At 62.1% G+C, this 14,745-nt stretch carries 18 protein-coding genes; 9 read left to right on the top strand and 9 right to left on the bottom strand.

The features are described from left to right. The first annotated feature begins 153 nt into the window (after window positions 1-153). Window positions 154-552, top strand: coding sequence for a hypothetical protein (locus D8676_RS22695; RefSeq protein WP_121583379.1), 399 nt, complete (start codon window positions 154-156; stop codon window positions 550-552). Between the two features lie 128 nt (window positions 553-680). Continuing rightward, window positions 681-911, top strand: a complete 231-nt coding sequence (locus tag D8676_RS27460; protein WP_121583979.1) for a hypothetical protein — start codon at window positions 681-683, stop codon at window positions 909-911. Between the two features lie 558 nt (window positions 912-1,469). Here the strand turns inward: D8676_RS27460 and D8676_RS22705 are convergent. The 4 genes from D8676_RS22705 to D8676_RS22720 form a co-directional block, all read right to left on the bottom strand. Continuing rightward, window positions 1,470-1,805 (bottom strand): hypothetical protein, encoded by a 336-nt coding sequence (locus tag D8676_RS22705; RefSeq protein ID WP_121583381.1) that lies wholly within the window; start codon window positions 1,803-1,805, stop codon window positions 1,470-1,472. After that, the gene (locus D8676_RS22710) at window positions 1,802-2,242 is read right to left on the bottom strand and encodes a hypothetical protein (RefSeq protein ID WP_245427074.1); all 441 of its coding nucleotides are present in this window, start codon (window positions 2,240-2,242) and stop codon (window positions 1,802-1,804) included. Before D8676_RS22710 ends, D8676_RS22705 begins: the two co-directional genes overlap by 4 nt. 85 nt (window positions 2,243-2,327) lie before the next feature. Continuing rightward, window positions 2,328-3,581 carry a site-specific DNA-methyltransferase gene (locus tag D8676_RS22715; RefSeq protein ID WP_245427075.1) on the bottom strand — a complete coding sequence of 418 codons (1,254 nt, stop codon included), beginning with the start codon at window positions 3,579-3,581 and terminating at the stop codon, window positions 2,328-2,330. 218 nt (window positions 3,582-3,799) lie between these two features. Beyond that, window positions 3,800-4,516 (bottom strand): recombinase family protein, encoded by a 717-nt coding sequence (locus D8676_RS22720; protein ID WP_121583383.1) that lies wholly within the window; start codon window positions 4,514-4,516, stop codon window positions 3,800-3,802. A gap of 422 nt (window positions 4,517-4,938) precedes the next feature. Between D8676_RS22720 and D8676_RS22725 the strand changes: the two genes are divergently transcribed. The 4 genes from D8676_RS22725 to D8676_RS22740 all read left to right on the top strand — a co-directional run bounded on the left by D8676_RS22725 (window position 4,939) and on the right by D8676_RS22740 (window position 7,013). Beyond that, window positions 4,939-5,451 (top strand): EF-hand domain-containing protein, encoded by a 513-nt coding sequence (locus D8676_RS22725; RefSeq protein ID WP_245427076.1) that lies wholly within the window; start codon window positions 4,939-4,941, stop codon window positions 5,449-5,451. A 68-nt stretch (window positions 5,452-5,519) separates the two neighbouring features. Beyond that, complete coding sequence (locus D8676_RS22730; RefSeq protein ID WP_121583384.1) at window positions 5,520-5,825, top strand: hypothetical protein; 306 nt, start codon at window positions 5,520-5,522, stop codon at window positions 5,823-5,825. 196 nt (window positions 5,826-6,021) lie between these two features. Beyond that, the gene (locus D8676_RS27870) at window positions 6,022-6,639 is read left to right on the top strand and encodes a cold-shock protein (RefSeq protein WP_121583385.1); all 618 of its coding nucleotides are present in this window, start codon (window positions 6,022-6,024) and stop codon (window positions 6,637-6,639) included. Window positions 6,640-6,767: 128 nt separating this feature from the next. Further along, entirely contained in the window at window positions 6,768-7,013 is a 246-nt protein-coding gene (locus tag D8676_RS22740) for a hypothetical protein (RefSeq protein ID WP_121583386.1), read from the top strand. A 191-nt stretch (window positions 7,014-7,204) separates the two neighbouring features. On the opposite strand, the gene D8676_RS22745 is transcribed toward D8676_RS22740, so the two are convergent. The 5 genes from D8676_RS22745 to D8676_RS22765 form a co-directional block, all read right to left on the bottom strand. Further along, window positions 7,205-8,254, bottom strand: coding sequence for an AAA family ATPase (locus D8676_RS22745; RefSeq protein WP_121583387.1), 1,050 nt, complete (start codon window positions 8,252-8,254; stop codon window positions 7,205-7,207). Beyond that, window positions 8,251-8,772, bottom strand: coding sequence for a hypothetical protein (locus D8676_RS22750; RefSeq protein ID WP_121583388.1), 522 nt, complete (start codon window positions 8,770-8,772; stop codon window positions 8,251-8,253). Before D8676_RS22750 ends, D8676_RS22745 begins: the two co-directional genes overlap by 4 nt. A 206-nt stretch (window positions 8,773-8,978) precedes the next feature. Continuing rightward, a complete protein-coding gene (locus tag D8676_RS27975) occupies window positions 8,979-9,194 on the bottom strand; it encodes a helix-turn-helix domain-containing protein (protein WP_121583389.1) in 216 nt (71 codons plus the stop codon). A gap of 158 nt (window positions 9,195-9,352) precedes the next feature. Continuing rightward, window positions 9,353-11,236 (bottom strand): 7-cyano-7-deazaguanine synthase, encoded by a 1,884-nt coding sequence (locus D8676_RS22760; protein ID WP_121583390.1) that lies wholly within the window; start codon window positions 11,234-11,236, stop codon window positions 9,353-9,355. After that, a complete protein-coding gene (locus tag D8676_RS22765; RefSeq protein ID WP_121583391.1) occupies window positions 11,233-11,946 on the bottom strand; it encodes a hypothetical protein in 714 nt (237 codons plus the stop codon). Before D8676_RS22765 ends, D8676_RS22760 begins: the two co-directional genes overlap by 4 nt. Window positions 11,947-12,440: 494 nt before the next feature. Between D8676_RS22765 and D8676_RS22775 the strand changes: the two genes are divergently transcribed. From D8676_RS22775 to D8676_RS22785, 3 genes are read left to right on the top strand one after another with little or no spacing between them, the layout of a single operon-like run. Next, window positions 12,441-12,893 carry a DUF2924 domain-containing protein gene (locus tag D8676_RS22775; protein WP_210210752.1) on the top strand — a complete coding sequence of 151 codons (453 nt, stop codon included), beginning with the start codon at window positions 12,441-12,443 and terminating at the stop codon, window positions 12,891-12,893. Beyond that, entirely contained in the window at window positions 12,890-14,215 is a 1,326-nt protein-coding gene (locus D8676_RS22780; RefSeq protein WP_121583394.1) for a recombinase family protein, read from the top strand. The genes D8676_RS22775 and D8676_RS22780 overlap by 4 nt, the downstream gene beginning before the upstream one ends. Further along, the gene (locus tag D8676_RS22785; RefSeq protein WP_245427077.1) at window positions 14,212-14,607 is read left to right on the top strand and encodes a hypothetical protein; all 396 of its coding nucleotides are present in this window, start codon (window positions 14,212-14,214) and stop codon (window positions 14,605-14,607) included. Before D8676_RS22780 ends, D8676_RS22785 begins: the two co-directional genes overlap by 4 nt. Window positions 14,608-14,745: the final 138 nt, after the last annotated feature.

A 14,745-nucleotide genomic window follows, 5' to 3' on the forward strand; every position in this document is an offset into this window, starting at 1 on the left:
TAAGTTCCTGATCAGAGGCCGGGCAATTGCTCGGCCTTTTCATTTTCGATGCTCGCGTGCGCGCCGTGCCTGGCCCATCTCAGTGTGACTCTCGAACCGCCGCGTACCACGGTGACGCGACTCACAGGTCCAGCAAACGGAAAGGGAAGCGAAGTGACTGATACCATCGACCAAACAGCGTCCGCCGTCCAAGTAGGGAAGAGGCCACTGCGTCGCGCGTCAAAGCAGCGCGCTTCGGCCTTGGAGAAACTTACCTCCGATGAGTTGCAGACGCTTCGGCTTGATGAGGGCGCTCGCGCGGAGTTCGATTCTTGCGTGCAGCGGTTCAATCGCAGCGCAGCAGAATTCAAGGCCTTCGAAGGCGATGATGTCGCGTCGATGGACGACGCTCGCTATGAACAGCGCTCGGCTGCTGAAGCTGACGTGCGTAGTAGCGGAATGGCCGTCGTTCACTTCATGGCGCCCCGCATCCTCAAAATGCGAGACGGTGCCGCCAAGCGGAAGTGGCGCTCCTTCCTGACCAAGTTCAGGAAGGACGAGAATCTGGTCTGACCTATCTCACGCTGCCCTGGCAACTGCAGCGTTCGGCTTGTCTGGCGCGTCCCCCGTGACCGCGCGGCTGCATTCGCGGAAAGGCCGTCAACTGGCCTGCCCAGAGGATCGGCGATTAGGAGAAGTTCATGAACGAAGTTGAAGAGAGCCTTGAAATGCAGGGCCAGATCGATGGCCTCAAGATCATCGTGAGCTCGCTCTTGCATGCGCTGCCCGATCAGAGGCCGTTTGCATTGCGGTTCATGGAGCTGGAGGTCTTGGCACGAAAGCAGAATGCGCTACCCTCGACGCTCGAGACGCTGCGATGGTTCAGGGCGCAAATGGAAATCGCCGCAACTGCCGCTCCTACGTCTGCCTGACAAAGAAGCTGAGACAGGCACGATCGAAGTGGCGGTGTTGAGTCTGTCCTTGTAGGCCTGGCAATAGGCGGCGAGCGCCGCGCGATCGAGTTCACTGATAACGCCGAGGTCATGAAGGTAGCGGGCAACTCGCTTCCACTCCGCCTTGGCGGTCGGCATCAGGTGCGCGGGGCAGGTGGGGATTGAGGTGACCGGCTTCGGCTCACGAGCATTGATGGGCCGCTTGCCCGGATTGCCGGTGGCGAGCCTGATCGCGGAGGGCAGGGGCTTTCTGCCGCGCATCAGGAGCGTCCTGCATGTGGAAGATGGGAGACGTCAGCCGCCGAAGCCGATCCGACTCCGGACTTGGTCGACCGTTCTGGGGCGATCTGCAGATGCGAAGCGGGGCAGGAACCCCGCTGTTCAGCCATTTGTGCCATTCTCATATCCGCTGAGACCCCCCTGCCAATTTCGCGGTTGTGTAAAGAAACCGATGCCACCGGTCCGTGTCCGAAACGCTGCAGAGATGTGACCGTCCCCCCCCCCCCCCGGGCCGTCGGCTAGGCAAGCTTCCTGTGCTCATAGGTGTGATGAAGGTACAAAGGGGTCGACCTTTCCGTCCACCTCATGGATCGTGGTTTCCTTCCAGCGGGCGCGCGTTTTCAGCCAGAAGATCGCCGCCGTTACACCCTCGCGGCCATCGCCGAGCGCCTTGCGGTAGAGACTCTCCGCCACACGAGCGCTCGCCTTGATGCCGCCGCTGTCCAGTTCGTCGGCATAGACGGCAATGAGTTCATCCTCGCCGACCGCAAGCACGCAGGCGATGTCGGCGGCAGGCAGACCGTAGCCCGCAAGAGCCTCGACCCTGGAAGCCAGCGGCTTCTCATATCCGACGGCATCGGCGGTGTCGCTCATCGGCTTGGGTTTGCCTCCCAAAGGGTGATCGGCGCCACGTCCGTGGTAACGTGGTCCGATGGCAACGTAGTGCTCGCCCGGTCAGCTGGGGCCAAGATGATCCGCTCGATCTTCGTCACCTGCTCGATCGGACCGCCGTCGAGACCGGAATGCTCGTTGACCGAAACCTCCTTCCACCGGGCTCTGGCCTTCAGCCAGAAGATGGCTGCGGTGACAGCCTCGCGGCCTTCGCCCGTCGCCTTGCGGAACAGGTTCTCGGCGACCTTGGCGTTGGCCTTGACGTGGCCAAAGTCGAGTTCGTGGCGATAGTGCTTCCTGAGCGTCTTCGGATCTATCCCGACCATGCCGGCGATCTCGGCTTCGGGAACGCCATAGCCGGCCAGTGCCTCGACCTGACGGCGATGGAAGGCGTCGGGCTGGTGACGAGGCCGGGCCATCAGACCGCTTCGCCAGAGGAGGCCGCAATGAGGACGTTGGCCGTGGCGCCATTTGGCAACCACACCCCTGCTAGCTCGATGCGGTTCATGGGGCCGCCCCGCCTCTTGCCACAGCTACATCCGCAAAGGTGCATCCGTCGCCCTCCAGCACTGCCGCCTGTCCGGTGAAGTCCTGCCAACGCTTCACGGCCACATCGACATAGGCCGGGTTGAGTTCCACGGCATGGCAGGAGCGGCCGGTCATCTCGGCGGCGATGATGGTGGTGCCGGAGCCGCAGAACGGCTCGTAGACGGCCTGGCCGGGCGAGGAATTGTTCTCGATCGGCCGGCGCATGCATTCGACCGGCTTTTCGGTGCCGTGCCCGGTGGGCGACTTCCTGTGCGGGATGGCCCACACGGTGGTCTGCTTGCGATCTCCCGCCCAGTGGCCCTTCTTGCCTTTGCGGACACAATACCAGGCCGGCTCGTGCTGCCAGTGGTAGTCGCCGCGGCCGATCACCAGCCGCGTCTTGTCCCAGATAATCTGCGACCGTACGGCAAAGCCGCTGGCTTCGAGACTGGCGGCAACTGTGGCGGCGTGAAGCGCGCCATGCCAGACATAGGCGACATCGCCGGGAAACAACGCCCATGCGTCCCGCCAGTCGGCACGGTCGTCATTCAGCACCTTACCTTTGGCGAGGCCATGACCATCGCCGAACCGCTCACGCCATGCCGGGTCATAGCTGACGCCATAGGGAGGATCCGACACAAGCAGGTGTGGCTTGACGCCGGCGAGCACCCGCTCGACATCACCGGCGTCGGTGCTGTCGCCGCAGATCAGCCGGTGCTTGCCCATGATCCAGAGGTCGCCGGGGAGGGTGATCGCCCGCGCCGGCGCTTCGGGAATGTCGTCGGGATCGGTCAGGCCGGGATTGCCGGCCCCGGTCAGGGCCGCGATCTCCAGATCATCGAAGCCGGTGAGCGACAGGTCGAAGCCGAGCTTGCCCAGATCGGCCAGTTCGAGCCCGAGCAGTTCGTTGTCCCAGCCGGCGTTGAGCGCCAACCTGTTGTCCGCGATGATGTAGGCCCGCTTCTGTGCCTCGCTCAAACCCGCCAGCTCAATCACCGGCACTTCGCTCATTCCGAGCTTTCTTGCCGCCTGCAGCCGCCCGTGACCGGCAATGACGCCATTGTCGCCGTCGACCAGGACCGGGTTCGTCCAGCCGAATTCGCGGATCGAGGCAGCGATCTGCGCCACCTGCGCTTCGCTGTGTGTCCTGGCGTTCTTGGCGAAGGGGATCAGAGCCGCGGCAGGACGATACTCCACTGCGAGGCGGCGGCTGCCCAAGCTGTCAGCCACGTTACTAGCCGACCGGCGCGTTCGCAGTTGACCCGCTGTGGGAATAGAGATGATCTCATCGGAAGCAGCCTCGGTGTCCATGCAATCACGGTCCCTGGAATGTCATGAACGATGAGAACGATGATCGGCAGGAAACGCAAACAGGCTGCGTGCGGTAGCGCAGGCCTTCGTAGAGTAGCGGAGGGAAAGCAGTTCCTTCAGCTCACCAGGCTGCTGCGTCAGCAGGAAACGGCTGGCACGCTCTCTTGTCCCTGTGCCTGCACATCAAGGCGCGCCAGCATGTTGCGGACGTTCGAGACCTGCCATGTGCCGCCGCGCGCCGTACGCACGCCGCGGGCATTCAGCTCCGCCGCAAGCCCGCGCAGGCTTGTGATCCCCGCCTGCTGCAGGGCACGAACGAACGGAAGGGTCGACCGGGCGAACTCCTCGGCCGCCTGTATGGCTGCGCCTCGACCCCGGGCTGCAGCCTGCGCCGCGTTCGTCCTGTTGCCGAGCGTGGCGCCCAAGGCCTTGCGGGCCGCCAAGGCTGCCCGGGTTCGCTCCGATATCAGCCGGCGTTCCTTCTCTGCCAGCGCCGCATAGAGGTGCAGCATGAACGGGTCGGCATCCGCGCCAAGCTCGGTGACGATGAACGGCACGCGCCGCGTCATCAGCCCGGCAATGAAGGCCACGTCTCGCGAGAGCCGGTCTAGCTTTGCGACGATCACCGGACAGTGGGCTCGATGAGCGGTGGCGAGTGCCGCAGCCAATACGGGTCGCCGATCCAGAGCGTCGGAGCCCTTGCCGGTTTCCACCTCGGTGAACGCCTCCAGGATGTCGTACCCTTGCGCTCTGGCAAAGTCCTCGACAGCGGCACGCTGGGCGTCGAGGCCGAGGCGGGACCGGCCCTGCCGCTGGGTCGACACACGGTAGTAGGCGATTGCGCGCTGCAACATGAATGAGCCTCGGGTGTTCAGACTGCAAACCAGCGTTTGCAGTCTGCTCACAAGGCGCTGAAACGCAAGTAAGCTATTGATTTCGATTGCTATCGGCCCACGAGGACTTCGTGCACTGCGCATCGCCTTCCCCGTGGCGCCGCGATCGGTGGCGAAGGCAGCCTGGCCGGCAGTTCGGAATTGCGTGCACCGTGTAGCGATAGCCGCCCTTTTTTAGACGGGACATTCCCCCGTGGGCACTCTGACGTGCTGTGCGGCCCACAAGAGCTCGGCACCTGCTGTTAGGCTGCCAGCAGCGCGATCATCGCAGCAGCGCCCAACAGTGACACCCCGTTTCGGCTTGTCCTCAAGTCTGGGTGAGCACAGGAACGTTTGATCGGCCGGACAGTTGTTCAGGCACGTCATCGGCAGAGGAGAACGAGATGACCATGTTCAAGACCGCTTCAATCACCACGATGGCATTGATGCTGGCGGCCGCACCAGCTTTGGCCCAGACAGAAACCACCTCGCCCGCGCCAGCTTCGCCCACGGAAAGCACCACGACACGCTCGCAGCCGGGCGGAATGGAATCGGACGCCATGCGGCAGACCGTCCGCGACATGATGCTCGAGATGATGAGCGACGGATCCATGCGCGAGGCGCGCCGTGATGGCAGCCGGAACTGGAAGAAGGAATGGCACCACCATCATGCCAGCAGCGATAGAGACGGCGACGGAATGCGCTCGGCGATGATGCATGGCGCGGGCATGCGCTTGATGTTCGCGATCGTCGATGCTGACGGCGACGGTGCCTTGTCGCTAGCAGAGATCCAGGACTTCCATGGCCGCATCTTCAAGGCTGTGGACGAGAATGGCGACGGCAAGGTGGAAATGACCGAAATCGAGACGTTTTTCCATGGCGTTCCGGTGCAACCGGATGACGACGACGCCAACTAAGTCGACCGCTATCCCACTTCCCACTTAGATGTGGGAAGTGGGACAGCATCCCCGCGGACAATAGCGACATGTATCTGGTCGAAGTATTTGTCCCGCTGGATCGGGGAGATGGAAGCCCCGTACACCACCACGAAATACGAGCGCTGGTGCGGCGACTTGCGGATCGTTTCGGCGGTGCCACCGCGTTCTCGCGCGCGCCTGCGCAGGGCCTTTGGAAAGAGAGCGACGGCATTTCGCAGGACCGAATAGTCATCGCCGAAGTGATGGTGGATACACTCGATCGAAGCTGGTGGACGGCGTTCAAGGAAGAGCTTGAGCGAGATTTGCAGCAGGAACAGATTGTCGTTCGTTGTGCCACTTGTGAGGTGTTGTAGACTACACGCAAGGGAGTGCAGGCTTCTGGGATCAGAATGGCCGCGGATCGTACCAGCTGCAGTTTTTGCCATTGCGGCTATTGCGAATGCATCCGAGAGGCTGGTCTTTCAAACTTTCAGGGATAACCTGGAACCATGTTGATCGCGGCTCATTCCCGGTGATAATGGCGTCTCTCCCTCTACGGACAACTTTGGAATGGGCAGGTATCGAGATCACCGTCAGCCGAGGAGCCAAGGCTTCGAGAGCGACAACCACATTGAGACCTCGGAACCAAGCTACTTTGACCGCAGGCCAGCACGCCAGGCGGCTTCGTCAGCCAGCAAGTCTCCCGCATGTGATGCAGAGGTACTCTGGTTCAACGCGGAGAAGGGTTTCGGCTTCTTGAAGCTGAGCGATGGCTCTGATGCCTTCATTCACCTGTCGAAGTTGCAAGCTGCGGGACATGACAGCCTTCCCGAGGGTGCACGCCTCCAGGTACTAACTGAACCGGGCCAGAAAGGGCCTCAGGTTGTCGAGGTTGTCTCTGTACTCGGAGACGGTGCGTTCTCCCCGTCGGTTGCCAAGCAATCCGCCGAAGCACCAGACCCTGCGCCCGATCTTGATGAGCAGGAAACCACCGGCGTCGTAAAGCGATACGACCTTACCAAGGGGTTCGGCTTTATAGCGTTGGATGGCGGCGGGAAGGACGTGTTTGTTCATGCGACCACTCTGGCCCGCAGCGGCGTTTCCAACCTCGAAGTCGGACAGAACGTGATCATCACGTACAGCAGGAGCCACAAAGGGCTCGAGGCGCGAACAATACGACTTCGCTAACTGCGCGAACACTGGAATTCCGGATGCTGCGTTTTCCCGCCAGACGACTTCGACGGCGTAAATCCTGTAGGATGGTAACGTGGTTGAGACCGAACAGATTCGGTTGATCGCTGATCGGGGGGTGGCCGATGACCAACGTGGTAACACTGCACGGCGACAAGCGGTGGAAAGCTGTGCTTGAATATCAGCACGAGAATGGCCCGATCAGCATCGAATACTTCTTGGAAGAGATTTCCGAGTTGCACCTGATCATCGAGCATGGACCCGACTGGAACACGCTAATCCGTTGCACGGTCACGCTAAGCCGGCCCGACGGTGGTGAAGAACAGAACAGTGTCGAAAAAGCCAGGCGGAACGAACACGGTTCAGGGTGAGACCCATCTTAAGATCGCAGGGGGATGGGACGGTTCTCCTGTACTTCAAGTCGCCTGTACTTCAAGGTCTACGGCATCGAACCGCACTTTGCCTATGTCGTTTTCAGCAGGGCCTTTCAGTTGGGCGTGATGGCGGGGCAGGAAGCCTTGGGCAGTCCATGATAAGAACGATAAGAAAGTAAGAAAGCGCCTCAGCCGGTCGCCTCTGCAGTGCTCGTCCTTATCTTCTTATCGATCTTATCGTCAGCCTTGATCAGGTCGGTGCGATCCGGGTGGACGTAGCCGCCGCGGCCGGCTTTCCGAACCTCTCCGGCCTTTCCCATCTTGAACAGCAGCTGATCGACGTTGTTCCGTGGCATGGCGGTTGCTATCGCGATCTCGCGTGGGCTTATCGGAGCATCGGCAGCAAGAAGTGCCGATAAGATTCGGGAGCGTTCATCCGTCCTTCTTATTTCGGCGGCTTCACCGATAAGATTCCACATACCGGATAAGAAACTCATCGCGCTTTCCTTCTCCTCCACATCCCGGCCGCGAACGTAGAGCGTGGTGCCGTTACCGTCGCGATCGAGCAGGAGCGTCGTGTCGGCGCAGGCGGACAGGCCGTTGGAGCCGCTGAGCGCCTCCAGGGGATCGTCGGCGCCACCCTTTCGGGTATGATGGAGACAGAGCACTGCAACGCGGCGCTCTGTCGCCCAGCGCTGCAAGGCAGACATCGCGTCATAGTCGCTCTCATACGAATTCTGGCCAGCCTTGCCGGCAGGCTTGATCCGCTGCAGCACGTCGATGACGACCAGCCTGGGTTCGATGACGGATGACCGCCAGTCATCTAGAGCGGGTAGAAATCCTTTGTTGAGATCAGGGGCGTCGTTGACCCAGCCCAGCCGTCCGAGATCCGGTCGGTTGCGTTCGCCCGGGAACAGCATGTTGATGCGGCCCTGTATCCGGCGGTGGCCATTCTCCAGATCGATGTACAGCACATCGCCGACCTCGCAGAAGACCGAGCCCATGGCCGCGCCTCCTGTGGCGACGGCGATGGCCCAATCCAGCGCCAGCCAGGTTTTGCCCAGCTTCTGGCGGCCGGCAAGGATGGATAGTCCCTCGGGCAGATAGTCAGGCACCACCCAGCGGATCGGGGCGAACTGGGTCGCCATGATCGTGTTGGTGTTCGTAACCACGAAGCGGGCGCTCCCGGCTTTGTCTCTTTCGTAGTGGGACACGGGTATCGGTGCGAGGTTGTTCATGCCGCAGCCCTCCGCCGTTCAGGGATCACGAGGAGTTCGGGCATGCGGCCGGGTCTCATAGCCTGCCGGTATGTCGGCAAGAGAGCCTCCGCAATGGCGACACGAGGGACATCGCGGAGCCGGTCGAATGCCCTTCGCCAGTCGATGATCACGATCCCGTCGCGGTTGGCGCGAAGCCATTCCAGCGGATCGGCAAAGATGTTCAGATTGCAGTCGAAGGCATAGGTGCCAGGGTTGTCGACGATGTCCTCCCCAAGGGCAAAGGCGCGGCGGCATTCAGAGACGAGCAGCCTCCTTCTCGGCTGCCAGAGGACGAGATCGCGTTCCTGCTCGAAGGCGAGCCAACGCGCACCGGTATCGGCGCCTTCAAAGTGTCCGTCCTGCCCCAAATCGCCGACGGCAACCATGATGGCCATCGGTCGCACCAGGGCAAATGTCGAAACTTCCCGGGAAAGCAGCCAGTCGATCTCGTTCTGCGTGGGAAGCAGAAGCTTTGGGGCGGGGAGGGCGGCCATCATGTGCGCCTCCCGCTGTCATAGACATGCTCCGCGACGACGAGCGCGACGGCAAGCGAAAGCTCGTAAAACTTCAGAATATATCTGGCTTGTTGTTGCCGCGTGCACTCGCTAGAACTGACCGCGTCTCCAGTGCTGACAGGCGTTGAGACATCTGCCCGGCTGGCGGTTGCACCCGCCACCGGGTTTCCTGTTTCGGCTCGCATGGGTCACCTCCACGAACCGAGGATGGAGGAGTGCGTCTCCGCACGGCGTCGGCGCTCGTAGGCCTCTATGTCGGCTAGCGCGTAGCCGACCTTGCCGCCAAGCTTTGTATAGGTTGGCCCGGTCTTCAACCACCGCCACCGCTCGAGAGTTCTGGGGCTTATGCGCCAGCGGCGCGCAAGTTCGGCCTGATTTAGGAAGATGCGATTGCCTTCCTGCATGTCTTGGTGCTCCTGGCGAGGCGCCGCCCTTGCTCAGGCAGAGAGCGTGCGCTGTTAGCGATGCCAGGTATTGTCAAGATTTCGCCGCACCGCGACATGGCTAGACGTAACCCGATTTGTGACGCATCGGCGGACAGGACGAAGCGATTCCAATGCCGTCACATTCCGTTTGTGACATCGCCCGTCTGGTTTGTGACATGGGCTGGTAAATCGGCCAAAGATACCTCACGGAGCTCGGGGGAAAGCCGGTACCCTTTGGACTTTTGATTCTCGATAAAACCATTCGGAAACATCACGCCGTGGTCGACGGCTAGCCGGGCTTCTGCATCTTCGCGCAGCCGCACCACTTGCCGGCGAAGCGTCGATTCCTCAATACCCAGCGCCGCCGCGAGGTCGTCGGTCCAATAGAATGGAACCTCCTCGGCGCGGCTTTTGGCGTCGCGGTGCCGGCCCAGAAGTTCCCGCATCAGCCTGTAAAGAGCTCCTTCGATGACAAAACCGCCTTTGAAGCAAATCCTCCTTCCAGCTTCGTCGATAGCGAACTCGCAGCTGGCAGCGGACAAGTCATCCAAGAATGCGGCCGTCTTCGATGTCGTATCGGGACCCACCAGTTGCACATTGCCTCGCGTGAAGCAGAGATTGAGCAGGGACGTCGACGCGAGCCTGCCCCGGACCAGGTCACCGACATGGCGTTCCGTAGCATCAGCAATTACGGCGAGGACGCCCTGCGCGTGATGCCGGTGCAGGTCCCAGACGCGTTCCAGCACCTCGTCTGCTGACAGACCGGGCACATTGTGCAACGCTGAGCAGACCTGCGGAAACTCTTCCTGAAACTGGTCGCGGTGCAGTCTTTCGATTGTGCGCGCGAACGTCACATAGGCGACGGACGGGTCGATGTCCTCGTACCGTCGATCGCCCGTCAGCAGATCGACTCGGTAACCGTCGCGGACATCATGGTGCTCGACACCCGCCGCCAGAACCGCAAACCGCCGATCGATGCATTGAGAGCATGCACCACAATGCCGGACCTCTGCGGTCCAGCCGATCGGATGAACGCAACTGACGCTCTTTGCCAGCAGGCTGCCGTGACCTGTCGATTCGAGCCGCTCGACGACCTCCTTGCGGGTCAGCCAGAGGAAGGGCGTCTCGATCGAGATGTCTCTGTCCACGAGTGCTGAGAAGAATTGTTCGAAACCGCGGATTACCTTTGGGTGAGTGGTCCGCGTGGCGCGCGCGCCAAGCACATCGGCAGCGATCGGCAGGTTGAGGCTGACGACGCCGTTCTCGTAGAAGGTGAAGCCGTCGCGGCCAAACATGCGGGCGAGCACGAACGCGAGGCTCGCGAATAGGAAAGAACGGGTACGTTGCGTGGGCTCGACGGGTCGGACGCCCGTGTTGGTGACGTTGACCGTCACGTGGAACAGTTGGCTGCCAAAGCCTTTTTGCCGAAGCTCCTCGGCCAGTTCGGTCTGCACATTCACAACCTTGGGCGCCGAATGGTGGCCGACCAGGACAAGTCGCCTGCCACCGACGAGGCTCTCAACGGCGCCCGTGAGCGAATCCATGCCTCCCGAGAACAGCACGACGTCATCCGCCTGGAACCCGTCGCCACTCTCGGAGAATTCGAAATAGGTCTGCGCCTGCTCGGCAGGTGCGTGGCTGTCGACGAATTCCATCACGTAGACGTCATCGGACAGATAACCGAGCATTGCTTCTAACCGTTCGCGAACAGCCGCGCTCTCCCATATGTCACGACATCGAACCGGCACAACGAAGTAAAGCTTGCGCCTCCATGCCTCTCCGGCCATCGACAGCTTCTCGGTTCCGCGTCTTGCCCGCTGATCGGCGCAGTAGACGTAGGCGGCCAGTTCCAGCAAATCGATCAGGAGATCAGGCAGATCGCTGACGAGGGCGCGGTTGGCGTCTGCCAGCCGCAGATTGACGTTTCGATCCGGTCCCGCGACATTCATCCGGAAAACTTGATCGACGGAGGCGAGGTCCGGGGCAATCGCCCCTCCGCAGATGAAGGCGTATTCCTTCATGCCGCGAGACGTCCGCTGCGGCGGTTCAGTTCAAGCCTGATCTTAGTGAAGGCATAGGCGGCGAGGGCGGCTGCGTCCTCCCGCGTGAGTTCCTTGTCGAGATGAAATCGATACTTGCCCAGCCAGTCTCTGGCGAACGCCCGCATGATGATCGTCGTCTCCCGGCAATGCCGCCGAACCGCCTCATCGAAATATTCCGCGTCGGCCACCGAAGCCAGCGCATGTCCAACACCGAGCTGGCGCGGCACCTCGCGATCAAGAAAATATCGGATATGCCCCCGCAGGACATTGGTGAAGAAGGCCTGGGCCAGCTCGCCGAAACGCGTAGTCGACGCGAAACTGGCGATCGTCGCGCGCTCGTCCTCCGCTCCTGACACCCACAGGCTTGGTCCCCGGTCGCGCACAAGCCCGGCAAGGGCAGAGATCGCAGCGTCCCGCGCGATAAAGGCGAAGTCGGAAAAGCCGACAACACTGCGCTGCCGGAAACGTTCGAAGGCTGCCTCGAAACCGGCAATGAGATCGGCGAGGCCGGCATCGGCCGGTACATGAATTCCTAGCGCCTGGACGGCGGCTTCGCGGTCTTCCGCTGCAACGGCCTGTGGAAGCTTCAGCAGCAACCAGAAGGACTCGACGAAGCCAGGATCCTGCACCGCGGTCGAAAGCGACCGATCGGCGCTTCGCTCCACAGCGGCGGCGATGTCGGCGATCACCAGCCGGCGAGCCCCAAGGAGCTCAACCACCTCGCGCCAGTTCCGTGTTGCGGGTGGTTTGCCCAGCCTGATGTGACCCATGGCTCCCCCCTGGATGTCACCTCGGTACGCCAGAGCTTCCCGGAGCAGAGTTTACGTCATCGTTGACCGGACCCGGCGCATATGAAGACATTTTTGTGGAGTTGCTTTCGTTTGCGAACATACGCGTTCGCCTACTTGACCGGGTAGGTATCGTTTGGAACCGGGTCTACGCCGGTTCTTATGGGAAATGATTCTCGAACTTTCTCCAGGACTGGACCTAACGCTCTGCGACCAGCCCTGATGTCGCCCGCGGAACGCCGTGCCGAACTCTGCGCGCTTCTGGCGCTCGGCCTGGTTCGGCTTCGGGCGCGACAGTCAAGTGAAACATCTGCAGATCCGGAGAATGGTTTGCTGGACTGTGCGGCCGACCAGAGCGGTCATGCAACCGCAATCGAGCGGAGAAGCGCATGACCATTTCCGACCCCATTCCCGCGCGCCTGGCTGCGTTGAAGACCGGCCCCATGACCGACCTCAAACAGCAGTGGCGGGACCTTTTCGACAGCGAGCCGCCCCCCTTCAATCGCCGCTACCTCGAAAGCCGGCTGGCCTATCGCATCCAGGAACTCGCCTATGGCGGGCTGCATCCCGAGACCATCCGGCGGCTGGAGCGGCTCGGCGAGCAACTGGACGGCGGCAATGGAACGACCCGCCGCATCCGCGCGGACCGCGACAAACCGATCACCGGCACACGGCTCCTGCGTGAATGGCTGGGCGTCGAGCATGTCGTGACCGTCACCGCTGACGGCTTCGAATGGCAGGGGCGGCCCTACAAGTCGCTGTCGGCCATCGCCCGCACCATTACCGGCACGCGCTGGAACGGCTGGACCTTCTTCGGCCTCAGGAACCATCGCAGGGGAGGGGCATGACCATACCCTCGGAGAAATCGAAGGTCGTGCGCAAGCTGCGCTGTGCGGTCTATACTCGCAAATCCTCGGAGGAGGGGCTGGAGCAGGAATTCAATTCTCTCCACGCACAGCGCGAGGCCTGCGAGGCCTACATTGCCAGCCAACGCTCCGAAGGCTGGGTGCTGGTCCGCGACCGATATGACGACGGCGGCATCTCCGGCGCCACGCTGGAGCGACCCGCCCTCAAACGGCTGCTGGCCGACATCGATGACGGGCTGGTCGATGTGGTGGTGGTCTACAAGATCGATCGCCTGTCGCGCTCGCTGATGGACTTCGCCAGGCTGGTCGACGTCTTCGACCGCAATGGCGTCACGTTCGTCTCCGTCACCCAGTCCTTCAACACCACCACATCGATGGGCCGGCTGACGCTGAACATCCTGCTCTCGTTCGCCCAGTTCGAGCGCGAGGTGACGGCCGAGCGCATCCGCGACAAGTTCCGCGCGTCTCGTATGAAGGGAATGTGGATGGGCGGCGTGCCGCCGCTTGGCTACCGGGTCGAAAACCGGAAGCTGGTGGTCGACGAGGAAGCCGCCGCGCATGTCCGCTGGGTTTTCGACCGCTTCCTCGAGGTCGGTTCCGGCACGGTGCTGGCGCGCGAGGCATCCAACAGAGGCATGCAAACCCGGCAGGGAAAACCGATCGACAAGAAGTATCTCTACCGGACGCTGAACAACCGCGCCTATATCGGCGAGGCGGTCCATAAGGGTGCCAGCTATCCGGGCGAGCACGAGGCCATCATCGATCGGGACACGTGGGACCGGGTTCACGCCATCCTGCAGGAGAGCCCGCGCAAACGCGCCGCCCACACACGGGCCGACACGCCGGCGCTGCTGAAGGGGCTGCTCTATGGTCCTGACGGCGCAGCGTTCTCTCCAACCCATACGCGCAAGGGCGGGCGACTGTACCGATACTATGTAAGCCAGACAGTGCTTAAGCATGGGGCCGGGTTGTGCTCGGTTGGCCGCGTGCCGGCAGGGGAAATAGAAGCCGCCGTCATCGATCAACTTCGCGCCGTGTTCCGCCAGCCCGAGATCGTGGCGGGGACATGGAAGGCGGTCTGCGCGGCAGATAGCGACATCACCGGGGAATACGCCCGCGACGCGCTGAACCGCCTCGATCCAATGTGGGGTGAGCTCTTTCCTGCCGAGCAGGCGCGCATCGTGGCGCTGCTGGTCGAGCGCGTCGACGTCGGCACCGACGGGCTCAACGTCCGGCTCCGGGTCGACGGCCTTGGTGGGCTTGCGCGCGAGATGCTTGCGGGTAACCTGGAGCAAGCCGCATGAGCCGCACCACGCCAATACCCGACACAGTGACGCTCCATGTCCCGTTCCGCATAGTAAGGCGGGGCGGGCGCAAGGAGATGCAACTGCCGGACGGCACGCCTCAACAGCGAAAGATCGACAACACGCTGGTCAAGGCGCTGGCGCGGGCATTCCGCTGGAAGCGGATGCTCGAGTCAGAGGAATTCACCACCATCGCCGAGTTGGCACAGCATGAGAAGATTGCACCGTCTTATCTGACGCGCATTCTGCGGCTAACGTTCCTCGCGCCCGACATTGTCGAGGCCATTCTCGACGGGCGCCCGGCGATGGCTATGTCTGCGGAGACGTTGCGCACCGGGCTCGAGGGCGACTGGACGGTCCAGAGGCGCACTTGCGGCATTGACCGGCGTTAGGTGCGTTCCGGCAGCTTCGCGCCTGATGTCGGCCGTAGAGCTAAGCTTTGCTGTTGTCCGAAAGCAGACATCGCTGGTGGTCATGCTGGAGGTCGTGGCCGCGCCATTGGCCTGCCCGCACACAAAATCGTGTTCGCT

This window comes from Mesorhizobium sp. YM1C-6-2 (genome assembly GCF_003666685.1).
GTDB lineage: Bacteria > Pseudomonadota > Alphaproteobacteria > Rhizobiales > Rhizobiaceae > Mesorhizobium_K.